The organism is Salibaculum halophilum, from assembly GCF_002094885.1.
GTDB classification, from domain to species: Bacteria; Pseudomonadota; Alphaproteobacteria; order Rhodobacterales; family Rhodobacteraceae; genus Salibaculum; species Salibaculum halophilum.
Genome location: NZ_MSIT01000009.1, coordinates 68,042 through 88,879 on the forward strand (window position 1 = coordinate 68,042; position 20,838 = coordinate 88,879).

Annotated in this window: 21 protein-coding genes; 4 read left to right on the forward strand and 17 right to left on the reverse strand. The window is 68.3% G+C overall.

What is annotated here, in order from left to right; translation table 11 throughout:
• Window positions 1-5: 5 nt before the first annotated feature.
• Both BU124_RS08030 and BU124_RS08035 read right to left on the reverse strand, forming a co-directional pair.
• Entirely contained in the window at window positions 6-536 is a 531-nt protein-coding gene (locus BU124_RS08030; RefSeq protein WP_084862483.1) for an adenine phosphoribosyltransferase, read from the reverse strand.
• Window positions 537-561: 25 nt separating this feature from the next.
• The gene (locus tag BU124_RS08035) at window positions 562-1,428 is read right to left on the reverse strand and encodes an S-methyl-5'-thioadenosine phosphorylase (RefSeq protein WP_084862485.1); all 867 of its coding nucleotides are present in this window, start codon (window positions 1,426-1,428) and stop codon (window positions 562-564) included.
• Between the two features lie 341 nt (window positions 1,429-1,769).
• Here BU124_RS08035 and BU124_RS08040 point away from each other — a divergent pair, with 341 nt between their 5' ends.
• Complete coding sequence (locus tag BU124_RS08040; RefSeq protein ID WP_084862487.1) at window positions 1,770-2,264, forward strand: GNAT family N-acetyltransferase; 495 nt, start codon at window positions 1,770-1,772, stop codon at window positions 2,262-2,264.
• Window positions 2,265-2,294: 30 nt separating this feature from the next.
• Window positions 2,295-3,107, forward strand: coding sequence for an EcsC family protein (locus tag BU124_RS08045; protein ID WP_245831645.1), 813 nt, complete (start codon window positions 2,295-2,297; stop codon window positions 3,105-3,107).
• On the opposite strand, the gene ptsP is transcribed toward BU124_RS08045, so the two are convergent.
• The 15 genes from ptsP to coxB all read right to left on the reverse strand — a co-directional run bounded on the left by ptsP (window position 3,104) and on the right by coxB (window position 17,976).
• Window positions 3,104-5,341 carry a phosphoenolpyruvate--protein phosphotransferase gene (gene ptsP / locus BU124_RS08050; protein WP_084862489.1) on the reverse strand — a complete coding sequence of 746 codons (2,238 nt, stop codon included), beginning with the start codon at window positions 5,339-5,341 and terminating at the stop codon, window positions 3,104-3,106. The genes BU124_RS08045 and ptsP overlap by 4 nt on opposite strands.
• 119 nt (window positions 5,342-5,460) lie before the next feature.
• A complete protein-coding gene (locus BU124_RS08055) occupies window positions 5,461-6,135 on the reverse strand; it encodes an SGNH/GDSL hydrolase family protein (protein WP_084862491.1) in 675 nt (224 codons plus the stop codon).
• Window positions 6,136-6,213: 78 nt separating this feature from the next.
• Entirely contained in the window at window positions 6,214-7,452 is a 1,239-nt protein-coding gene (locus tag BU124_RS08060; protein ID WP_084862493.1) for an aspartate kinase, read from the reverse strand.
• Between the two features lie 58 nt (window positions 7,453-7,510).
• Complete coding sequence (locus BU124_RS08065) at window positions 7,511-8,923, reverse strand: FAD-binding oxidoreductase (RefSeq protein ID WP_084862617.1); 1,413 nt, start codon at window positions 8,921-8,923, stop codon at window positions 7,511-7,513.
• A 37-nt stretch (window positions 8,924-8,960) separates the two neighbouring features.
• Window positions 8,961-9,773 carry an MBL fold metallo-hydrolase gene (locus tag BU124_RS08070; RefSeq protein WP_084862495.1) on the reverse strand — a complete coding sequence of 271 codons (813 nt, stop codon included), beginning with the start codon at window positions 9,771-9,773 and terminating at the stop codon, window positions 8,961-8,963.
• A 127-nt stretch (window positions 9,774-9,900) separates the two neighbouring features.
• Complete coding sequence (locus tag BU124_RS08075) at window positions 9,901-10,296, reverse strand: DUF4168 domain-containing protein (protein WP_179141885.1); 396 nt, start codon at window positions 10,294-10,296, stop codon at window positions 9,901-9,903.
• 108 nt (window positions 10,297-10,404) lie between these two features.
• On the reverse strand, window positions 10,405-10,989 hold the full coding sequence (locus BU124_RS08080) for a GNAT family N-acetyltransferase (RefSeq protein WP_084862499.1): 585 nt from the start codon (window positions 10,987-10,989) through the stop codon (window positions 10,405-10,407).
• On the reverse strand, window positions 10,989-12,254 hold the full coding sequence (locus tag BU124_RS08085) for a M16 family metallopeptidase (RefSeq protein ID WP_084862500.1): 1,266 nt from the start codon (window positions 12,252-12,254) through the stop codon (window positions 10,989-10,991). Before BU124_RS08085 ends, BU124_RS08080 begins: the two co-directional genes overlap by 1 nt.
• Window positions 12,251-13,639 (reverse strand): threonine synthase, encoded by a 1,389-nt coding sequence (thrC, locus tag BU124_RS08090; protein WP_084862501.1) that lies wholly within the window; start codon window positions 13,637-13,639, stop codon window positions 12,251-12,253. The genes BU124_RS08085 and thrC overlap by 4 nt, the downstream gene beginning before the upstream one ends.
• Window positions 13,636-14,319, reverse strand: coding sequence for an SURF1 family protein (locus BU124_RS08095; protein ID WP_084862504.1), 684 nt, complete (start codon window positions 14,317-14,319; stop codon window positions 13,636-13,638). The genes thrC and BU124_RS08095 overlap by 4 nt, the downstream gene beginning before the upstream one ends.
• Window positions 14,320-14,430: 111 nt before the next feature.
• Window positions 14,431-15,231 carry a cytochrome c oxidase subunit 3 gene (locus BU124_RS08100; RefSeq protein ID WP_084862507.1) on the reverse strand — a complete coding sequence of 267 codons (801 nt, stop codon included), beginning with the start codon at window positions 15,229-15,231 and terminating at the stop codon, window positions 14,431-14,433.
• 23 nt (window positions 15,232-15,254) lie between these two features.
• Complete coding sequence (locus BU124_RS08105) at window positions 15,255-15,881, reverse strand: cytochrome c oxidase assembly protein (RefSeq protein WP_084862509.1); 627 nt, start codon at window positions 15,879-15,881, stop codon at window positions 15,255-15,257.
• The gene (locus BU124_RS08110; RefSeq protein ID WP_084862511.1) at window positions 15,878-16,096 is read right to left on the reverse strand and encodes a hypothetical protein; all 219 of its coding nucleotides are present in this window, start codon (window positions 16,094-16,096) and stop codon (window positions 15,878-15,880) included. The genes BU124_RS08105 and BU124_RS08110 overlap by 4 nt, the downstream gene beginning before the upstream one ends.
• Before the next feature lie 4 nt (window positions 16,097-16,100).
• Window positions 16,101-17,036 carry a heme o synthase gene (cyoE, locus tag BU124_RS08115; RefSeq protein ID WP_084862514.1) on the reverse strand — a complete coding sequence of 312 codons (936 nt, stop codon included), beginning with the start codon at window positions 17,034-17,036 and terminating at the stop codon, window positions 16,101-16,103.
• A gap of 67 nt (window positions 17,037-17,103) precedes the next feature.
• On the reverse strand, window positions 17,104-17,976 hold the full coding sequence (coxB, locus tag BU124_RS08120; protein WP_084862516.1) for a cytochrome c oxidase subunit II: 873 nt from the start codon (window positions 17,974-17,976) through the stop codon (window positions 17,104-17,106).
• Window positions 17,977-18,137: 161 nt separating this feature from the next.
• On the opposite strand from coxB, the gene tldD reads away from it, so the two are divergent.
• Complete coding sequence (gene tldD / locus BU124_RS08125) at window positions 18,138-19,583, forward strand: metalloprotease TldD (protein WP_084862519.1); 1,446 nt, start codon at window positions 18,138-18,140, stop codon at window positions 19,581-19,583.
• A gap of 101 nt (window positions 19,584-19,684) precedes the next feature.
• Window positions 19,685-20,833 carry a DNA-processing protein DprA gene (gene dprA, locus BU124_RS08130; protein ID WP_084862521.1) on the forward strand — a complete coding sequence of 383 codons (1,149 nt, stop codon included), beginning with the start codon at window positions 19,685-19,687 and terminating at the stop codon, window positions 20,831-20,833.
• The last annotated feature ends 5 nt before the right edge of the window (window positions 20,834-20,838 follow it).

Consider the following 20,838-nt stretch of genomic DNA (forward strand, 5'->3'; position numbering starts at 1 on the left):
GCGCGTCAGGCCCCCTCGAAGGCGCAGAGGGCGTGCACCTCCATGCCCAGCGCCTCGAGCCGCGTGCGCCCGCCTAGCTCGGGCAGGTCGATCACGAAGGCGCAGCCGACCACCGCACCGCCCAGCCGTTCGATCAACCTGATGCCCGCTTCGGCGGTGCCGCCCGTGGCCAGCAGGTCGTCGACCACCAGCACGCGCTGACCGGCACTTATGGCGTCGTCGTGCATCTCCATCACCGCCTCGCCGTATTCCAGTTGATAGGGCTGGTCGATCACCGCGCCGGGCAGCTTGCCGGCCTTGCGGATCGGCACAAAGCCCCGGCCCAGCTGATGCGCGATGGCCCCGCCCAGGATGAAGCCGCGCGCCTCCAGCCCCACGACCACGTCTATGTCGGCGCCCGCGTAGGGGTGCAGCAACTGGTCCACCGCCATGCGGAAGCCGCGCGGGTCGGCGAACAGCGTCGTCACATCGCGGAACATGATCCCTGCATGCGGGAAATCGGGAATCGTGCGGATATAGTCCTTCACGGTCTTCATGGGCACGGGTCCTTTCGGCAAACGGTCACAGAACGCGGCCGGCCACGGCGTCCAGCTTGCGCAGCAGGGCCGGGTCGCGCGCCTCGGGCGCGGTCAGCAGGGCATGGTCCAGCGCCCGGTCGCAGCCATGCGGGCAGGGCGCGGCATGGTCCAGCCGACCGGGCAGCCCGGCGACCGTGTGCCGCGCCTTGTCGGCATTGGCCCCCAGCGTGGCAATGATCTCGGATATGTCCACGCTGCCGTGATCCGGGTGCCAGCTGTCGTAATCGGTGATCATCGCCACCGAGGCATAGCAAAGCTCGGCCTCGCGGGCGAGCCGGGCCTCGGGCATGTTGGTCATGCCGATAACGTCGCAGCCCCAGACATCGCGATAGAGCACCGATTCCGCCCGGGCCGAGAACTGCGGCCCTTCCATGGCCAGGTAGGTGCCGCCGCGGTGCACCGTCACCTCCGCCGCCTCCGCCGCCGCCGCGCAGGACTCCGCCAGACGGTCACAGACGGGATGCGCCAGGCTCACATGCGCCACGCAGCCCGTGCCGAAGAAGCTGCGCGGCCGGGTGACGGTGCGGTCGATGAACTGGTCCACGACAACGAAATCCCCCGGCGCCATCTCCTCGCGGAAGGACCCGCAGGCCGAGACGCTGACCACGTCGGTGCAGCCCAGCCGCTTGAGCGCGTCGATATTGGCGCGGTAAGGCACGGTGTCCGGCGCATGGACATGCCCGCGCCCGTGGCGCGGCAGGAAAGCGAGCCCGACGCCGCCCACCTCGCCCACCAGAATATCGTCCGAGGGCGCGCCCCAGGGCGTGGCGACGGGGTGCCACTCCGCCCGGTCCAGCCCGGGCAGCTGATAAAGCCCCGAACCTCCTATGATCCCGATCATGGCTGCCATTGCACCCTCCGTCAAAATCCGTCGCCACCTTGCCCAAACCCGCCCCGGTTGTGAAGCGGACAGTCCGCCGATCAGGTCGCGAGAGCGCCGAAATTTGCGGCAACGGGACGGCGGGCGGGGCGATGTCGCCGGCCCCCGCCCGGTGACGAGCGTCGTCCCGCCGTAAGCTGTCGCGCCTCGCGATCCAGCCGACGGGCCGCGGGGCGACGATGGCCCCGAGAGGATCATGCGCCAGGCCGTGGCCCGTATCGGGGCGGTGGAACGTCAGCCTCTCCAAGCGTTTGCCGTGGTGTGGCCCCCATGCTAACCGGCAGCGCGGAAACAACACGAAAGACCGGCGCATGAACCTGCGTCCCGAACGCGACGCCGACTGGTGGGAGGTTGAGGCGCTCTTCGACCTGTGTTTCGCGCCGGGGCGCGAGGCGCTGTCCTCCTATCGGCTGCGCGACGGGGTGCCCCCGGTGGCCCCGCTCTGCCTGGTGGCGCGCGACGGCGACGGCATCCTGGGCGGGGCGATCCGGGGCTGGCCGGTGCGCGTCGGCACGGCCCGCGCGATCCTGCTGGGCCCCGTCGCCGTCCACCCGACCCGCCAAGGCGAGGGGCTGGGCGGCTGGCTGATCCGCGCGCAGGTGGCCGAGGCCGCGCGCCAGGGCTGGGACAGGGTCATGCTGGTCGGCGACGCGCCCTATTATGCGCGTTTCGGCTTCGCCCCTCTGCCGGGCGTGCGCATGCCGCCGCCCACCAACCCCGACCGGGTGCTTGGGCTGGCCCTGACCCCCGGGGCCTGGGACGGCGTTTCCGGCGCGGTGACGCGCGCCGATCATCGCGGCGATTGAAAAGCCCGCCGCCTTCCCCATCTTCTGTCCATGGCCCCAGACCGCGACACCATGCGCCTGGTCAATCCCGACCCGCCGCCCGCGCCGCTCGATGACGCGGCGCGCGCCGCCATCTCGGCCCTTGCCGTACGTCAGCACGGCGCGAACACTCTGCTGATGCAGGCCGTCACTTTCGTCGGCGGCCAGGTCGAGGACGGTCTCACGCTCTTGCCGGCCGCGCAGCGCGCGCAGATCGAGTCCGCCGCCCGCGCCGCGCTGCACCGGTCCTACGACCTGGCCGGGCGCAGCCGCCGGGGCACCATGGCCCGCTTGGCCGCCTCGGACCGGGGGCATCGCGCGCTGGCCACGGTGTCGGGCGCGCTGGGGGGTATCGGCGGGCTGCCCACGGCCCTGGCCGAGTTGCCCGTCGCCACCACGGTGATCTTCCGCGCGGTGCAGGCCGTGGCCGAGGCCCACGGCGAGGACCCGGCGGCCGACGTCACCCGGCTGCACTGCCTGCAGGTTTTCGGTGCGGGCGGGCCGGGCACGGGCGACGACGGCATCGACACCTCCTTCATCGGCGCGCGGCTGAGCCTGACGGGCGCGGCCCTCAACAAGCTGCTGGCCCGGATCGCGCCGCGCTTCGCCTCGGTCATCGGCCAGAAACTCGCCGGTCAGGCGGTGCCGGTGCTGGGGGCCGCGGCCGGAGCGGGCACCAACTATGCTTTCATGGATTATTACAGCCGCATCGCGCAGGTGCACTTCGGGTTGCGCCAACTGGCCCGCACCCATGGCGAAGAGGCGGTTCTGAGCGCATTTCACGCGGACCTCGCACGTCTGCGGCGCCCGGTTCTGCGCGGCTAGCCCCGCAGCGCCTCGATCACCGCGTGGCGCACGGACTGGTCGCCCCGTGCGCGCGCCGCGTCCATCGCGGCCTTGACCGCGCCGAGGTCCACCTGGCGCAGAAGGTGCTTGACCGGCCCGATCGAGGCCGGGCGCATCGACAGCGCCCGCAGCCCAAGGGCGGCGAAACACACCGCCTCGATGGGCCGGCCGGCATCCTCGCCGCAGAAGCTGACCGGCGTGCCCAGCGCCGCGCAGCGCGCGATCAGCTGTTCCAGAAAACTCAGGAAACTGACGTTGAGCGTGTCGTAGCGCCGGCGCACGCGCTCGTTCTCGCGGTCGGCGGCAAAGAAGAACTGCTTGAGGTCATTGCCTCCGATCGAGAGGAAATCGACATCCTGAAAGAACTGGTCGGGCGCAAAGGCCAGGCTGGGGGTTTCCAGCATCGCCCCCACCTCGACCGCCTCGGGCAGCGGATGGCCGAGGCGGCGTTCGCGGTCCATGGCCTTGTCGAACTCGGCCCGGGCATCGCGGAATTCCTGCAACTGGGCGATGAAGGGAAACATCACCGTCAGCGGACGCCCGGCGGCGGCCCGGATCAGCGCCTGCAGCTGCATGCGCAGCACGCCGGGCTTGTCGAGGCCCACGCGGATCGCGCGCCAGCCCATCGCGGGGTTGGGTTCGTCATTGGGTTTCATGTAGGTCAGCACCTTGTCCGACCCGATGTCCAGCGTGCGGAAGGCCACACGCTTGCCCCCGGCGGCATCCATGACCCGCGCGTAAAGCGCCGAAAGCTCGGCCCGCCGGGGCATCTGGTTGCGGATCAGGAACTGCAACTCGGTGCGGAACAGCCCTACGCCCTCGGCCCCCGACGAGGGCAGTGAGGGCAGATCGGCCATCAGCCCGGCGTTCATGTTCAGGGCGACGGTCTGGCCGCAGCGGGTCGTGGCGGGCTGATCGACCAGCGAGGCATAGCGTTCCTGCGCCGCCGCCTGCATGGCGATCTTGTCGCGAAAGGCGGAACGCACGGTGTCGTCCGGCCGCAGGTGGACGATCCCCTGTTCGCCGTCCACGAGAATGGGGTCACCGTTCAGCGCCTCGGTGGTGATGTTCTTGGCGTGGATCACCAGCGGGATCGCCCAGGCCCGGGCGACCACTGCCGCATGGCTGCCGACCGAGCCTTCCTCGAGCACGATCCCCCGTAGCACCTTGCCGTAGTCCAGCAGTTCGCCGGGGCCGATGTTGCGCGCCACCAGCACCGGATTTTCGGGCAATTCGGCGCCGGTGTCGCCACCCTGCCCGGTCAGGATCCGCAGCAGCCGGTTGGACAGATCGTCCAGGTCGTGCAGCCGGTCGCGCAGATAGGCATCCTTGGACTGGGCCATGCGGGTCCGCGCAAGGGACTGTTCCTTTTCCACCGCGGCCTCCGCCGACAGGCCGTTGTCGATGTCGTCCTCCATCCGCTTGAGCCAGCTGCGCGAATTGGCGAACATGCGATAGGCCTCGAGCACGTCCTTCTGATCAGCACTGGCGGCAGAGTTGCGCGCCAGCATCTGGTCGACGGAAAGCCGCAGGGTGTCGATGGCCTCCGACAGGCGGGCCTTCTCGCTCTCGGGGTCGTCGGCGATGGGGTTGGTGACCACAACGCGCGGCTCGTGCAGGAACACATTGCCACCCGCGGCGCCCTCTTGCGCGACAGTGCCGCGGAACATCACCGGCTGCTGGTGGCGCGCAGAGAGCGCCGCGCCCTCGCCCACGAAGGCGCCCAGCTCGGTCATCTCGGCCAGCACCATGGCCACGACTTCCAGCGCATAGACCTCGTCGGCGGTGAACTCGCGCTCGGCCTTGGACTGCACCACCAGCACGCCCATGGTGTCGCCCAGCCGCTGGACCGGCACGCCGCAGAAGCTGGAAAACCGCTCCTCGCCCGTTTCGGGCATGTATCGAAAGCCCCGCGCGGACGGCGCATCGGCGGTATTGATCACGTCGCGCGCCTTGGCGACGCGGCCCACCAGCCCCTCGCCCACGCGCATCCGGGTCTGGTGCACCGCCTCGGGCGACAGGCCCTCGGTCGCGCAAAGCTCCAGCGTGTCGGCATCGCGGAACAGGTAGATCGAACAGACCTCGGTGCGCATCGAGCCGGCGATCAGCGCGACGATCCGGTCCAGACGTTCCTGGCCGGCATCGCCGGCGGCCATGGCGTCGCGCAGCCGACCAAGAAGCTTGCGGCTTTCTGTTTCCAACGTCTCGGGCATCTTACTCTTTCACAGCCGCCGGTCTCGGGACTGTATAACGCAATCTAGACGGGTGAGAAGACAGATCACGGAACGCCGGGGTTTTGAAGCCCTTTCTCGCCCAGGGTGCGCGGCCCCTGCTAGCGCTGGTCGATCGCTGCCATGAGCGCGACAATACGTTCGGCGATGGCCGCGCTGCCCTTGGGCGACGGGTGCACACGATCAAGCCGATGAAAGGAGGTGTCGCCGCTTGGCACCACCGTGGCGAGGTCCAGAAAGAACACGCCCGGGTCCCGGTCGGCCAGACGCGCGATGCGACGGTCCATCTCCGCCCCCAGCGGCGCGCAGCGCTCGACCGGTGACGCGAACCCGGGGGTGCGCAGGTAGCCGGTGTAGATCACCCGTGTTCCGTCGGCGCGCAGGCGGGTGACGAGGTCGGGGATCGCGCCACTTTCGCCACTGGGGGCGATGAGCCGGGTCATCCTGTCCGCGCAGCTCCGGCAACCACAGCCCCACAAGAGATCGTTGCCATAGCCGTTCAGCACGACCCAGTCCCAATCCTGTGGCACATATTGGCCGGCAATACCGCCGGCCGCCCCCGCGCCGACCACGGCTGCACCAGATACGGACCGATCCGCGACGGCGCGGTTCAACCGTGCCTGCAATTGATCGGCGACTGATGCTCCCGAAAGCCGGTTATAGGCCATCATCGAATCGCCCATGACCAGCACCTTGGCGCCCTTGAAAGTCGCCGGTGTGTCCTGGCACGCGGCCAACACCGTGAAAACCGATACCAGAAAGAGCCGCCAGAGCATCCTGTGTCCCGAATAAGATGGCAATGGGTGGATCTGCCAGCAGACAGTCAATACCGCATTGCCAACAGCCAGCGCGCCCTAGCCGGCCTTTTCCAGCTCGAAAGCGTCGTGCAGGGCCTGCACCGCCAGTTCCATGTACTTGCGATCGACCAGCACGCTGATCTTGATTTCCGAGGTGGCGATGACCTTTATGTTGATGCCCTCGGCCGAGAGCGTCTTGAACATGGTCGCGGCCACGCCGGACTGGCTGCGCATGCCGATGCCGACCGCACTGATCTTGGCGACGTCCGTGTCTGCCACCAGATCGTGATAATTGATCTCACCACTGGCCTTGGCCGCGTTCAGGGCCTTCTCGGCACGGGGGACCTGATCCACCGGGCAGGAAAAGGTCATGTCGGTGCGGCCCTCTTCGGAGATGTTCTGGATGATCATGTCCACGTTCACGCCCGCCTCGGACAGCGGGCCGAAGATGGCGGCCGCGATACCGGGCCGGTCGGCCACCGAGATCAGCGTCATCTTGGCCTCTTCGCGGCTGTAGGCGATACCGGATACGGGGCGGTTTTCCATCACGTCCTCCTCGTCGCAGACCAGGGTGCCGGCCGCGTCGGATTGTTCCTCGAAACTGCTGAGCACCCGCAGCCTCACGTTGAAGCGCATGGCCAGTTCGACCGAGCGGGTCTGCAGCACCTTGGCCCCGAGGCTGGCAAGTTCAAGCATTTCCTCGAAGGCGATGCGGTCAAGCTTGCGCGCCTTGGCCGCGATGCGCGGATCGGTGGTATAGACGCCGTCGACATCGGTGTAGATGTCGCAGCGCTCGGCGCCGAAGGCCGCGGCAAAGGCCACCGCGGTGGTGTCGGACCCGCCTCGGCCCAGCGTGGTGATGCGGCCCTCGGGGCTGACGCCCTGAAAGCCGGCCACGACGGCCACGCGCATCCCTTCGGCGAATTTGGCGGAAATGTTGTCGGTCGGGATTTCCTCGATCCGGGCGGCCGAATGGGCGGCGGTCGTGCGCACCGGCACCTGCCAGCCCTGCCAACTGCGCGCGGGCACCTCCATTTCCTGCAGGGTCAGCGCCATCAGCCCGGCGGTGACATTCTCGCCGGAACTGACGATGGCGTCGTATTCGCGCGCATCGTAAAGCGGGCTGGTGTCGGCGACATGGCCCACCAGCTTGTTCGTCTCGCCCGCCATGGCCGAGACGATGACGATCACGTCATATCCCTTGGCGACCTCGACGCCGACGCGCTTGGCCGCGCGGCGGATGCGGTCGGGGGTGGCGACGCTGGTGCCGCCGAATTTCATCACGAGAACTGACATGCCGGGCCCTTGGGTCGATCCGCGCCCTGATAGGCGCAAGCCCGCCCGAGGGCAAGCATCACACCCCGCGCAGCACCGCGCCGGGGTTGAGGATTCCCTGCGGGTCGAGCGCCTGCTTGATGGCGCGCATCGTGGCCAGTTTCACCGGGTCGGCGTAGCGTTCCAGGTCGGCGACCTTGAGCCGCCCCACCCCGTGTTCGGCGCTGATCGAGCCGCCCATTTCGTGCACAAGGTCATGCACCGCGCGCTTGACCGCGCCGCGCTGGTGATCGTGATCGGCGCGGCTGCGGCCCGGCTGCGGGAAGACGTTGTAGTGCAGGTTGCCGTCGCCCAGGTGGCCGAAACAGTTGATGCGGAAGTCGCCCACCTCGGCCAGTTTGCCCGGCGCCTGCGCGATGAAGTCGGGAATCGCGGACAGCGGCAGCGAGATGTCGTGCGAGGACACCGCGCCGATCGCGCGGTTGGCCGCCGGAATGCCCTCGCGGATCGCCCAGAGGGCGCGCGCCTGCTGCACCGATTGCGCGATGGTGCCGTCCTCCGTCAGCCCTGCGTCCAGCGCGGCGGCAAAAAGCGCCTCGAGCGCGCCCTGCGCCGCCTGCCCCGCCCCGAGGCCGACCTCGGTCAGCACGCACCATTCGGGGACAGGGTCGAGCGGGCGAACATGGTCGATCCCGGCCTCGGCCAGAAAATCGACCCCCTGCCGGTGGATCAGCTCGAAGGCCGAGATCGTCTCGCCCAGCTGCGCCCCGGCCAGCGCCAGCAGGTCCAGCGCCGCTTCGGGGCCGGGCACGGCGAACAGTGCCGTGGCGGTTTCGACCGGGCGCGGCATAAGTTTCAGCGTGGCGGCGGTGATGATCCCCAGCGTGCCCTCGGCGCCGATCATCAGGTCGCGCAGGTCGTAACCGGTGTTGTCCTTGCGCAGCCGCGACAGCCCGTGCCAGACGGTGCCGTCGGCCATGACGACCTCGAGCCCGAGGCATTGCGCCCGCGCGTTGCCGTAGCGCAGCACGTTCAGCCCGCCGGCGTTGGTCGCCAGCAGGCCGCCGATCCGGGCCGAGCCTTCCGAGGCCAGCGAGAGCGGGAACAGACGGTCCACCCTCTCCGCCGCCGCCTGGATGTCGGCGAGGATCGCGCCCGCCTCGACCTCCATCGCGTTTTCGCGCGCATCGACCGCGCGGATCGCGGCCATGCGGTGCAGCGACATGATGACGGGGGCCGGGTCAGCCTCGGTGAGTTGGCCACCGACAAGGCCGGTGCCCCCGCCATAGGGAATGATCCCCACGCCCGCCTCGGCGCAGAGCCGGACGACCTGCGCCACCTCGTCGGTACTGGCCGGGGCCACGACAAGGCCGCGCCCCTGCCAGCGCCCGCGCGGTTCCTGCAGGTAGGCGGTGCTGTCCTCGGGCAGGCCGGTCGGCCCGAGGCGCGCGCGCAGGGCCTTTTCCAGATCGGGCGAGACAGCGGTCAGCATGAACGCGTCAAAGCACGGGCGCGCGGGGCGGGGCAAGTCACTCGGACAGGAACTCCGGCTCCAGCACCATGACGGTGGGCCGCGACGGCAGGCTGTCCAGCGACAGGGTGATCTCCGGCCCGCCGCTGCGCACGACGTCGTAGCCGCTGACCGCCATGTCGTCGAGAAAGGACTCCAATGTGCTGCGCCCGAACCAGTGCATCGGGATCACCACCGAGGACCGCAGCCGGTCCATCACCCGCATCAGCGTCGCGTGGCGCAGGGTCAGACCGCCGTCCACCGCCGCCATGACCACGTCGAGCCGGCCAAGCATGGCATATTGTTCGTCGTCAGGTTCGTGGTGCAGATGGCCGAGGTGGCCAACACAAAGCCCGGCGACCTCGAACACGAAGATGGAATTGCCGTCCTCGCGCACCCCGCCGCCCGAGCGGACGTCAGTGTGCACATTGCGGATCAGCATCTCGCCCAGGTCCAGCTCGTGGTCGCGCGGCTGGCCCTCGACGGCCCAGCCCCGCAGGACATGGGCAATCGCTGGGTCCGGCGCGCTGGTGAAATGGGTGGAATGGGCGTTGTTCATGGTCACGACGTCGGGCGTGAAATCCACGTTGCCATACCACCCGGTGAAGTCGGTCATGGCCGAGACACTCTCGGACTGGATCAGGAACATGGCGTGATCGACGTAGGTGATGCGCACCGTGTCGTCGGCGACAGGGTCGCGGAACGCGGCGCTGTGCAGATAGTCCATCCCCGGCGCCTGCGCGAAGGCGCGACAATGCGACGGAATGCGGTCCTGCGCCAGAAGGGGACTTGCAGTCAGAGCGAGGACGAGAGGCAGGATGTAACGGATCATGGCGGACCTCCTGATCAAGAGAATAGCGCCTTGTCCGCGAAAGTCAGCCATTTCCGGCGCCCGGCAAAGAAACGCCCGCATGCCGGCGGGCGGCATGCGGGCGATGGCGTCACCGGTTGCGGTCGGCTCAGTTTTCCATGCGGTCGGTCAGTTCGGCGCGCAGGTCAGCGTCGTTCCGGGCCAGTTCGATGATCTCCATGTAGCGGTCGACGTCCATGTCGGGCGTCTCGTCAACGGCTGTCATCATCTCGCTACGGGCCTCTTCCATCAGCTGTTGCTGCTGGGACTGGTCGCCCTCGGCCTCTTCCAGGCGCCCGGCGTAGGTCTGCTCGATCGCCATGACCGCGTCGACCGCGTCGGCGAAGGCGTCCAGTTCGACCTCGGAAACATCGGCGGCTGCAGCCGAGTCCTCGACGGCGGTGTCGCCGCTGCTGTCCTGCGCAACAGCCGGGCCGACGAGAAGGGCCGAAACGGCCATGCCGGCGGCTGCGAGGGTGGTGTAGAGTGTCGTTTTCAGGGTCATTGCGATCCTTTCAAGGGGTGAGTTGCCGTCGCCCATCGCACCTAATGCACCGGCAGCGGCCCACCAACCGGGCCTGCGGAAATCCGCTGAAAAATTCGCCCGACCGTGCTATCCGGCCCCGGTCTTGCCGCGCCGGTCGTGACGCAGGTTGGCGTAGAGCACGTGGTTGCGCCAGCGCCCGTTGATCTGCAGGTAGGACTGCGCCACGCCCTCGTACTTGTAGCCGCAGCTTTCCAGCAAACGGCGCGAGGCGACGTTCTCGGGCAGACAACCCGCCTCGATGCGGCTCAGGTCCAGCGCGGTGAAGGCATGGTGCACCAACGCCTCGATGGCCTCGCGCATGTAGCCCTGCCTGGCATGGGCCGCGCCGATCCAGTAGCCGGTGGTGCCGGCCTGCGCCGGGCCGCGCCGGATATGGTCCAGCGTGATCGCGCCCAGCAGCACCGCATCGGCGCGCCGGATCAGGAACAGCGGCACCGCGGTGCCGTTGGCCACCGACCGCTGCGCCCAGTACACGCGGTTGGTAAAGCTCTTGCGCGACAGGTGGTCGGGGGCCCAGCTGGGCTCCCACGGGGCCAGGAAATCGCGGCTCGCCTCGCGCAGGGCCACCCAGTCGCGGAAGTCCGTATGCTGGGGCGGGCGCAGGGTCAGGCGCTCGGTCTCCAGCCGCAGCTTCCGCTTCTGGCGCAGCATCACGCCGCGAGCCTTTCGCGCAGGGTCTCCAGCGACGGGGCGCCGCCGACGGGGCCGTAAAGCGCCATGGCCGTGCCCGCGCGGCCGAGCATCTCGGCACCGAAATCGCGCACATCGCCGGTGGTCACCGCGTCGATGCGGCGCGTCGTTTCCTCGAGGCTGGGCACCTTGCCCCAGATCGACAGCAGCCGCGCCAGCCGCTCGGCCCGGTTCGCGGGGCACTCCAAGCCCATCAGCATCCCGGCCTTCATCTGGGCGCGGGCGCGGGCGACCTCCTGCGCGCTCATGTCCTCGGCGGCGCGTTTCATGGTATCCACGGTCAGCTCGGCCAGCGCGCCCAGTTGTTCGCCCGACGTTCCGGCATAGAGCGTCATCATGCCGGTATCGGAATAGGCGCCGGTCTGGGCGAAGATCGTGTAGCACAGCCCGCGGTTTTCGCGCAGGTCCTGGAACAGGCGCGATGACATGCCGCCGCCCATGGCGATGGCATAGATCTGCGCGGCATAGATCCGGTCGGCGCAGTAATCCGGCCCCTCGAAGGCCAGCGCGAAATGGGCCTGCTCCAGCGGCTTGTCGTGGCGCGCCTCGCCCCCGCCGAAACGGGCGGGCGTGGCCTTGTTGGCCGGGGCGCGCGCCGGCAGGTGGCCGAAATGCGCCTCGGCCAGTTTGACCAGCTCCTGCGGGTCCACCGCCCCGGCGGCGGCGAGGATCATCTGTTCGGGGCCGTACTGATCCTGCACGAAACCGGCCAGGTCGTCGCGGGTGAAGGCATTGACGCGCTCGGCCGGGCCAAGGATCGGGCGGCCGATGGGCTGGCCCGGGTAGGCCTGTTCCTGCAGCCAGTCGAAGATGATGTCGTCGGGGGTGTCCAGCGCCTGGCCGATCTCCTGCAGGATCACGCCGCGCTCGACCTCGATCTCGCGCGTATCAAACACCGGGTTGAGCAGGATGTCGGCGATCACGTCCATGGCCAGCGGCACGTCCTGTTCCAGCACGCGGGCGTAGTAGGCCGTCATCTCGCGGCTGGTATACGCGTTGATGTAGCCGCCCACGTCCTCGATCGCCTCGGCAATCTGCAGCGCGCTGCGCCGGGCCGTGCCCTTGAAGGCCATGTGTTCGAGGAAATGGGCGATGCCGTTCTGGTCGGCCCGCTCGTGGCGGCCCCCGGCATCGACCCAGATGCCCAGGGCGGCGGATTTCAGGCCCGGCATGACCTCGCAGACGACGCGAAAGCCGTTCGACAGGGTATGGATTTCGACAGTCACTTGGTGCGGCTCTCCCGGATCAGGGTTTGAAGGGCGGCCAGGTCGTTGGCCACGGGGGTGACACGCTCGGGGCGATCGAAAAGGTCGGCCATGCGATCGGGCAGCGCCGGGCGGATGCCGGTGGCCTGCTCCACCGCGTCGGGGAACTTGGCCGGATGCGCGGTGGCCAGCGTGACCATGGGGGTCGCCCCCAGATGCGCCTCGGCCACCTCGACGCCCACGGCGCTGTGCGGGCACAGCAATTCGCCCGACCGGGCGAGCTCGGCACGGATGCGCGCCAGCGTCTGCGCTTCGGTGGCCCGGCCGCTGTCGAAGCTGTCGCGCAGCATCTCGATGGCGCCCTGGCTGATGGTGAATTCGCCACGGGACTTCAGGTCCGCCATCTGCGCGGCCACCACGGAACCGTCGCGGCCATAGGCCTCGAAAAGCGCACGCTCGAAGTTCGACGACACCTGGATATCCATCGAGGGGCTGATCGAGGGCGTCACCCCCTGCTTGACCTGCGCCCCGGTTTGCAGCGTGCGGTGCAGGATGTCGTTTTGGTTGGTGGCCACCACCAGCCGGTCGATGGGCAGGCCCATGCGCCGCGCGATGTAACCCGCGAAAATGTCACCGAAGTTGCCCGTGGGCACGGTAAAGCTGACGCGGCGGTGCGGCGCGCCCAGGCTGACGGCGGCGGTGAAGTAATAGACCACCTGCGCCAGCACCCGGCCCCAGTTGATACTGTTGACCCCGGCCAGGCCCACCGCGTCGCGGAAGGCGAAGTCGTTGAACATGTCCTTGAGCCGGGCCTGGCAGTCGTCGAAGTCGCCCTCGACGGCCAGGGCGTGGACATTGGCCTCGGTCGGGGTGGTCATCTGGCGGCGCTGCACCTCGGAGACCCGCCCCTGCGGGAACAGGATGAAGACATCCACGTTGTCGAGCCCGCGAAAGGCCTCGATCGCGGCGGACCCGGTATCGCCCGACGTCGCGCCGACGATGGTGATGCGCTTGCCGGTTCGCGTTAGCGCGGCCTGGAACATCTGGCCGATGATCTGCATGGCGAAGTCCTTGAAGGCCAGCGTCGGCCCGTGGAACAGCTCCAGCAGGAAATGATTGGGCGCCAGTTGCTTGAGCGGGGCGCGCGCGGCATGGCCGAAGCCCGCGTAGGCGGCATCTATCAGGCCGCGAAACTCGCCATCGGTGAATGTGTCGCCGACGAAGGGGCGCATGATCTCGTGGGCGGCCTCTTCATAGCTCTTGCCCGCCAGCGCGGCGATCTCGTTCGTGGGCATCTGCGGGATGGTCTCGGGCACGTAGAGCCCGCCGTCGCGCGCCAGGCCGGTCATCATGGTGTCTTCGAAATCCAGCGCGGTGGCGCTGCCGCGGGTCGATACGTATTTCATGCCGGGGCGTCCTCGCGGCGAAGATTGCGGCGCAGCCAATAAAGGCTCATGGCGACCCAGACCGCGGCCAGCAGGAACCAGGTGATCGCGTATTCCAAGTGGTCGTTGGCGATATTGACCGTGTCCACCGGTAGCGGCTCGATCCGCGGATCCAGGGCCGAGGCCCGCGCCAACACAACCAGCAGCGGCTCGGTGTCCAGCCGGTCGGCCATGGCGGCCACGTCGCGGCCGAACCAGATGTTTTCCTCGAGGTTGGGGTCCGGTGTGGAACTGGTCACGTCATCGGGCCATAGAAGCGTGCCGGTCACCGCCATCTCGGGGCGGGCCGGGGCGCTGTCCTTTTCTTCGAGCGGCAGAAGGCCCTGGTCCAGCAGGATGCGGCGGCCCGCCTCGGTCTCGAAGGCAGAGATGACGCGGTAGCCCGTCCCCTCTTGCGTGCCCGAGACGAGCACGTGCAGCTCGTCGCCCGTGGGACGGCCCGCGAAGGTGACGGTGCGGTATTCGTCCGCCGCCTCGGTCACCGCGTCGGGCAGGGGCACCGGATCGGCCGCCATGCGCGCGTCGATCCCGGCGAGGATGCCCTCTTTCCATTCCAGCCGGTCCAGTTGCCAGAACCCCAGCCAGAGCAGCACGGCAAGGCCGCCGAGGCCGACGAGGAGTGGAAACAGAAGCTGTCGCATCAACGGGTCCGTGGTTGCGGTGCCTGGACATCAAGACGCGCGGGGCGCCGGCACCCCGCGCGTCTTGTCCTGTCAGCTGTCGGGGGTCAAGAGCCGCCGCGGTCAGGTCGCCTAGCCACCCCAGACGTAGACGGCCGCGAAGAGGAACAGCCAGACCACGTCGACAAAGTGCCAATACCAGGCGGCCGCCTCGAAGCCGACATGTTTTTGGGCGGTGAAATGGCCCATGTAGACACGGATCAGGCAGACCAGCAGGAAGATCGTGCCGATGATCACGTGCGCGCCGTGAAAGCCGGTCGCCATAAAGAAGTTGGCGCCATAGATGTTGCCGGCCAGCCCGAAGGCCGCGTGGCTGTATTCGTAGGCCTGAAAGCCGGTGAAGATCACGCCCAGCAGCACCGAAAGGATCAGGCCGTGCTTCATGTCCTGGCGATTGTTCTCGTGCACCAGAGCGTGGTGCGCCCAGGTCGCGGCGGCCCCCGAACACAGCAGGATCAGCGTGTTGATCAGCGGCAGGTGCCAGGGATCGAAGGTCTCGATGCCCGCCGGCGGCCACTGGCCATCGACCGCCGGGCTTTGCGGGCCCATCGGATACATGGCGTGCTTAAAGAAGCTCCAGAACCAGGCGGCGAAGAACATGACCTCGGACATGATGAACATGATGAAGCCGTAGCGCAGGCCGATGCGGACGACCGGCGTGTGGTCGCCCTGCTGGCTTTCTGCGACGACGTCGGCCCACCAGCCGAACATCGTGTAAAGCACCGCCACCAGGCCGATCAGGAACATCCAGGGCGCCGAGCCGTCCATCCAGAGCACCGCCCCAAAGAGCATCACGAAGGCCCCGACCGCGCCCAGGAAGGGCCAGATCGAGGGGTTGAGGATGTGGTAGTCGTGGTTCTTTTCGTGCGCCATTTTGTGCTTTCCCTCGCGCGATATTATTGATTTCGGGTCCGGTCGACCGGGGGGGTCGCCGTCATCGCCCCGGCTTTCAGGGCCGCCTGCTTTTCCTCTTCGGGCAGCGGCGCCTTGTGAAAGGTATAGCCCAGGGTGATGGTGTGGACATACTGGCCCTCGCGATCGTCGACGATGGCCGGGTCCACGTAGAAATTGACCGGCATCTGCATGGTCTCGCCCGGCTGCAGGACCTGCATCTCGAAGCAGAAGCAGTCGATCTTCTCGAAGAAACCGCCAGCGTCGTAGGGGGCCACGTTGTAGCTGGCACTCCCGGCGATCGGCGCGTCGCTGGTGTTGGTGGCCTCGTAGAAGGCCAGCGCCGTCTCGCCGATGCGCACTTCCATCTCGCGCTGCGCGGGCTTGAAGCGCCAGGGCATGTCGCGTTCAACCGACGCCTCGAAGCGCACGGTCACGGTCTTGTCGAGGATCTCGTCGCTGCCGGCCTCGGCCACGCCGGTCACCCCGCCGAAGCCCGTGACACGGCAGAACCAGTCGTAGAACGGCACCGAGGCCCAGGCCAGGCCGCCCATGAGCACAACGACGGTGACAGCCTGTGCGGCGGTGCGGCGGGGGCCGTCCTCGATGCGGTTGAAGAGGTTCATTTTCATTCCGCGCCCTCCTGTGACTGGTCCCGGGCGGCCTCTTCGAGCGCCGGCCGGGCGACGTGATCAAAGCGTTCCATCTCGCGGGGGTCGTCGAGTGTCTGGACCTTGACCACCGTCAGGCCGAGCACGATGGCCACGAAGGCCGCCAGCAGCACCCCCAGCCCGACGTTCTTGTCAAGGCGGCGTTTGTGCAGGTCGTGTTCAACCTTCAGCGTCATCGTCCTACCAGCCTCCCAGGCCATGGTTGCGCAGCAGCGCCTCGATCAGAAGGGCGCCGAAGTGGCCGAAAAGGTAATAGAGCGACGCCTTGAAGACCCGTTTCTCGGTCGCGTGGCTGTCGGCCTCGCTGGCGGCGTCGTCGCGGCGCCAGATCGCGAGCGCCCCCGAAAGGAACCAGCCGTTGAGCAAGAGCGCCGCCGCCAGGTAAACCGGCCCACCGACCTCGGTGAAGGCAATGGCCAGCGCCACCGGCACCAGCGCAATGGTATAGCCAAGGATGTGGTTGCGGGTGGCGCGCCGGCCGTGCGTTTCGGTCAGCATGGGCACCTTGGCGTTGCCGTAATCGGATTTCACGAAAAGCGCCAGCGCCCAGAAGTGCGGCGGCGTCCACATGAAGATCAGCGCGAACATCAGCAGGCTTTCGGGTGCGATGCCGCCCGTGGCCACGGCCCAGCCCACCATCGGCGGAAAGGCCCCCGCGGCCCCGCCGATGACGATGTTTTGCGGCGTCGTCCGCTTGAGCCACATCGAGTAGACGACTGCGTAGAAGAAGATCGTGAAGGCCAGCAATCCCGCCGCGAGAAGGTTCGTCGCCAGCGCCAGAAGGATGACCGAGAACCCCGACAAGGCCAGGCCGATGCCCAGCGCCTCGCCCGGCTGGACCCGGCCCGCGGGGACGGGCCGCGATTGCGTGCGCGTCATCAAGGCGTCAATATCGGCGTCCCACCACATGTTGAGCGCGCCGGACGCCCCGGCGCCGACCGCGATGCACAGGATACCGACGAAGGCGATGAAGGGATGCACCGCAACGGGCGCGGCCAGCAGACCCACCAGCGCGGTAAAAACAACCAGTTGCATCACGCGCGGCTTCATCAGGGCGTAGTAATCGCCCATCCGTGCCTCGCCGGGCTGCATGGTCTGCTGGGTAACGTCGGTCATCCATACCCCGTTCGTGTCACGTCGGCTGCCCGCCCGGCCGCGGGGTCAGGCAGGCAGCGCAGCCCGGTCAGGCCGGGTATTCTTCCTTGGCGGTCGCCAGCCAGTCCTCGTAGGCCTCGGGACTGACGACCTTGACGGTGATCGGCATGTAGGCGTGATCCTTGCCGCACAGCTCGGAACACTGACCGAAGTAGACGCCCTCGCGCTCGGGCTCGAACCACAGCTGGGCAAAGCGCCCAGGCACCGCATCCTGCTTCACGCCAAAGGCCGGGACCGTCCACGAGTGGATCACGTCCGCCCCGGTCACGGTCATGACAATAGTCGCCCCGGTCGGAACGACCACGGCCGTGTCGGTGGCCAGGCGGAACTCGTCCTCGGAATAGCCGGCCTCGACAAGCTGGTCGCGGATGCTGTCGTTCAGGTTTCCCTCGCCGTAACCGATCATGTAGCTTTCGAAGAAGATGTCCTCGTCGGTGTATTCGTAGGACCAGAACCATTGATAGCCCGTCACGGTGATGTTGATATCACCCTCGGGGATTTCCTGCTGCTTGAACAGCGTCGGCAGCGAGAACGAGCCGATGAAGACCAGGATGACGATCGGCACCACCGTCCAGGCCACCTCGAGCGGGGAATTGTGGGTAAAGGTCGCCGGTTCCTTGTTGGCCCGTTCATTGTAGCGCAGGATCACCCAGGCCAGCAGGCCAACCACGAGCAGCGTGATCGCGGTGATAATGATCAGGACCATGCCATCGAGCCACTGCAGGTCACGGGCGAGTTCGGTTGCGGCGGGCTGGAAGCCGGTGCCGCCCTGCTCGGGCTTGCCGATGATCTCGAGGTCGTCCATGCCCTGCTGGGCCGTGGCCGCCCCGGCGAGGGCGGCGGTTGCAAGGGCCGATCCGGCGGCGCGGCCCAGCGTGCTGACAAAGGTGTTCAGTCGCATGTCATTCCCTAAAGCAGTTCGGACCGCGGGGCTGGTGCCCCGTTGTCTTTCGTTTTGGTCATCCCATAATCTGGGGGGCAACTCAAGCGCGGCCATTGTGGCAAACGGTCGCTTTTTTTGATCTGGATCAAACCCCGGAGATCGCCCGGGCAGGAGGCCCCTTGACCGAGACATCACCCGACCCAGCCGCGAACGACAGCTTTCGCCCCTTCGAAACGCATCTGGATCGTGACGCCGCCCTGGCGCGGGTCAAGCAGGCGATCGACGGCGCCGATGACGGCGAGCTTTTCATGGAGCGGCGCCGCTCCGAGGTGCTGGCCTTCGACGACGGGCGGGTCAAGACGGCCAGTTTCGATGCCTCCGAGGGCTTCGGCCTGCGCGCCGTGCGCGGCGAGACGGCCGGCTACGCCCATTCCACCGTGATCGACGAGACGGCGCTGGACCGCGCCGTCTCTACCGCGCGGCTGGCCGTGGGCGAGGGTGGCGGCACGCTGGCCGCCGGCCCGGCGCGGACTAACCGGCACCTATATACCGACGCGAACCCCATGGCCGAGGCTGAATTCCCAGCCAAGATCGAGCTTCTGGCCGAGATCGACGCGGTCGCGCGGCAGATGGATCCGCGGGTCGTGCAGGTCTCGGCCACACTTGCCGCGTCGCACCAGGAGGTCGTAATCCTACGCTCCGACGGCACGCAGGTCAGCGACACCCGCCCCATGAGCCGCCTCAACGTCTCGGTCATCGTCGAGCAGGACGGCCGCCGCGAAAGCGGCACCGCCGGCGGTGGCGGGCGGCTGGGGCTGTCCCATGTCGTGGCCCGCGACACCTGGGAGCCCAAACTGCGCGAGGCGCTGCGCATCGCGCTGGTCAACCTGTCGGCCGAACCCGCCCCGGCGGGCGTGCTGGACGTGGTGCTCGGTCCCGGCTGGCCCGGCATCCTGCTGCACGAGGCCGTGGGCCACGGCCTTGAAGGGGATTTCAACCGCAAGGGCAGTTCCGCCTTCGCCGGGCTGATGGGCCAACAGGTCGCCGCCCCCGGGGTGACCGTGCTCGACGATGGTACCCTGCCCGACCGGCGCGGATCGCTGACCGTTGACGACGAGGGCACGCCGAGCGCGCGCAACGTGCTGATCGAGGACGGCCGGCTGGTCGGCTACATGCAGGACCGGCAGAACGCCCGACTGATGGGCGTGGCGCCAACCGGCAACGGACGCCGCGAAAACTATGCCCACATCCCCATGCCGCGCATGACGAACACCTACATGCTGGGCGGTGACACCGCCCCTGGTGACCTTGTCGCAGATCTCAAGGACGGCATCTATGCCGTGGGCTTCGGCGGCGGGCAGGTCGACATCACAAACGGCAAGTTCGTATTTTCCTGCACCGAGGCCTATCGCGTGACCGACGGCAAGGTCGGCGCGCCGGTCAAGGGGGCCACGCTGATCGGCGACGGGGCGACCGCGCTGCAACAAATCCGCGGCATCGGCAACGACATGGCGCTGGACCCCGGCATGGGCAACTGCGGCAAGGCCGGCCAATGGGTGCCCGTGGGCGTGGGCCAGCCCAGCCTGCTGATCGGCGGGCTGACGGTGGGTGGCGCGGCGGCCTGACCCGCACCCGCCCGCAGGGAAAATCGCGCCGGCGTTTTTCCCTTTACCGTCGGTTAACCATTGCCGGTCTAGACCTGTCCTTGCAGCAGGCGGAGGACAGGATGACCGGGGATACGCACTCTTCCACTCACCCCCCACTCCCACCCACCACGGAAGACGACCGGTTCAATGCCCTTCGCCTGTTGCGCTCGCGCCGGGTGGGGCCATCGACCTGGCGCCGCCTGATCGCGGAACACGGTGATGCCGGAGCCGCGCTGGACGCCTTGCCCGATGTCGCACGCGCCGCCGGGGTCGACGACTACCAGACCTGCCCCGAGGGCGTTGTCGCCGCCGAACTCAAGGCCGGGGCCGCGGCCGGGGCGCGGCTGGTCTTCGATGGCGAGGCAGACTATCCGGCCGAACTGGCCACGATATCCGATGCCCCGGTCGCGCTGTGGATGCTGGGCGATACCCGGCTGGCCCGGCGCCCGATGGTCGCCCTGGTCGGCGCGCGCAACGCGTCGTCGCTGGGCACGCGCATGACCCGCAAACTGGCCGCCGAGCTTGGCGAGGCCGGCTTCTGCGTGGTGTCGGGCCTGGCGCGCGGGATCGATGCCGTGGCCCACGACGCCGCGCTCGCAACCGGCACCATCGCGGTTCAGGCCGGGGGCGTCGACATCACCTACCCTGCCGAGAATACCGCGCTGGCCGGGCGCATCGCCGAGAGCGGCCTGCGCCTGTCCGAACAGCCCCTGGGCCTGCAGCCGCAAGCCCGCCATTTTCCCGCCCGCAACAGGATCATCTCGGGCCTCGTCCGCGCCGTCGTCGTGGTCGAGGCGGCCGCCAAGTCGGGCAGCCTGATCACCGCGCGCAACGCGCTCGACCAGGGGCGCGAGGTCATGGCGGTGCCCGGCCACCCCTTTGACGCCCGCGCGGCCGGCTGCAACATGCTGATCCGCGACGGCGCGCAGCTGGTGCGCAACGCCGCCGATGTGACCGAGGCATTGGCCGATCCGGCCCCCGCCCCGCAGCCCCAGGCGCAGCCGGCCCTCGACATCCCCGCGCCGCCGCCCGACCGCCGCAGCCTGCAGGACACCGCCGCGCTGCACCGGGATATCCTGTCGCGGCTGGGCCCCAGCCCCATCGCCGAGGATCAGCTGATCCGTGACCTGCATGTCGCCCCGGGCCAGGTCGCCCCGGTGCTGGTGGACCTGGAACTGGAGGGGCAGATCCTGCGCCAGCCCGGCGGCCTGTTGTCGCGCGTGGTCTGACGGAC

What these genes read in the sequence shown, in the direction of transcription:
- BU124_RS08070 (WP_084862495.1), bottom strand. Translation starts at nt 9,773, where the DNA reads ATGATCCGTTACATCCTGCCTCTCGTCCTCGCTCTGACTGCAAGTCCC.
- ptsP (WP_084862489.1), bottom strand. Translation starts at nt 5,341, where the DNA reads ATGCCCGAGACGTTGGAAACAGAAAGCCGCAAGCTTCTTGGTCGGCTG.
- BU124_RS08055 (WP_084862491.1), bottom strand. Translation starts at nt 6,135, where the DNA reads ATGCTCTGGCGGCTCTTTCTGGTATCGGTTTTCACGGTGTTGGCCGCG.
- BU124_RS08110 (WP_084862511.1), bottom strand. Translation starts at nt 16,096, where the DNA reads ATGACGCTGAAGGTTGAACACGACCTGCACAAACGCCGCCTTGACAAG.
- coxB (WP_084862516.1), bottom strand. Translation starts at nt 17,976, where the DNA reads ATGCGACTGAACACCTTTGTCAGCACGCTGGGCCGCGCCGCCGGATCG.
- BU124_RS08095 (WP_084862504.1), bottom strand. Translation starts at nt 14,319, where the DNA reads ATGCGACAGCTTCTGTTTCCACTCCTCGTCGGCCTCGGCGGCCTTGCC.
- BU124_RS08035 (WP_084862485.1), bottom strand. Translation starts at nt 1,428, where the DNA reads ATGGCAGCCATGATCGGGATCATAGGAGGTTCGGGGCTTTATCAGCTG.
- BU124_RS08080 (WP_084862499.1), bottom strand. Translation starts at nt 10,989, where the DNA reads ATGCTGCGCCAGAAGCGGAAGCTGCGGCTGGAGACCGAGCGCCTGACC.
- dprA (WP_084862521.1), top strand. Translation starts at nt 19,685, where the DNA reads ATGACCGGGGATACGCACTCTTCCACTCACCCCCCACTCCCACCCACC.
- BU124_RS08065 (WP_084862617.1), bottom strand. Translation starts at nt 8,923, where the DNA reads ATGCTGACCGCTGTCTCGCCCGATCTGGAAAAGGCCCTGCGCGCGCGC.
- BU124_RS08105 (WP_084862509.1), bottom strand. Translation starts at nt 15,881, where the DNA reads ATGAAAATGAACCTCTTCAACCGCATCGAGGACGGCCCCCGCCGCACC.
- cyoE (WP_084862514.1), bottom strand. Translation starts at nt 17,036, where the DNA reads ATGACCGACGTTACCCAGCAGACCATGCAGCCCGGCGAGGCACGGATG.
- BU124_RS08045 (WP_245831645.1), top strand. Translation starts at nt 2,295, where the DNA reads ATGGCCCCAGACCGCGACACCATGCGCCTGGTCAATCCCGACCCGCCG.
- thrC (WP_084862501.1), bottom strand. Translation starts at nt 13,639, where the DNA reads ATGAAATACGTATCGACCCGCGGCAGCGCCACCGCGCTGGATTTCGAA.
- BU124_RS08075 (WP_179141885.1), bottom strand. Translation starts at nt 10,296, where the DNA reads ATGACCCTGAAAACGACACTCTACACCACCCTCGCAGCCGCCGGCATG.
- BU124_RS08060 (WP_084862493.1), bottom strand. Translation starts at nt 7,452, where the DNA reads ATGTCAGTTCTCGTGATGAAATTCGGCGGCACCAGCGTCGCCACCCCC.
- BU124_RS08030 (WP_084862483.1), bottom strand. Translation starts at nt 536, where the DNA reads ATGAAGACCGTGAAGGACTATATCCGCACGATTCCCGATTTCCCGCAT.
- BU124_RS08100 (WP_084862507.1), bottom strand. Translation starts at nt 15,231, where the DNA reads ATGGCGCACGAAAAGAACCACGACTACCACATCCTCAACCCCTCGATC.
- BU124_RS08040 (WP_084862487.1), top strand. Translation starts at nt 1,770, where the DNA reads ATGAACCTGCGTCCCGAACGCGACGCCGACTGGTGGGAGGTTGAGGCG.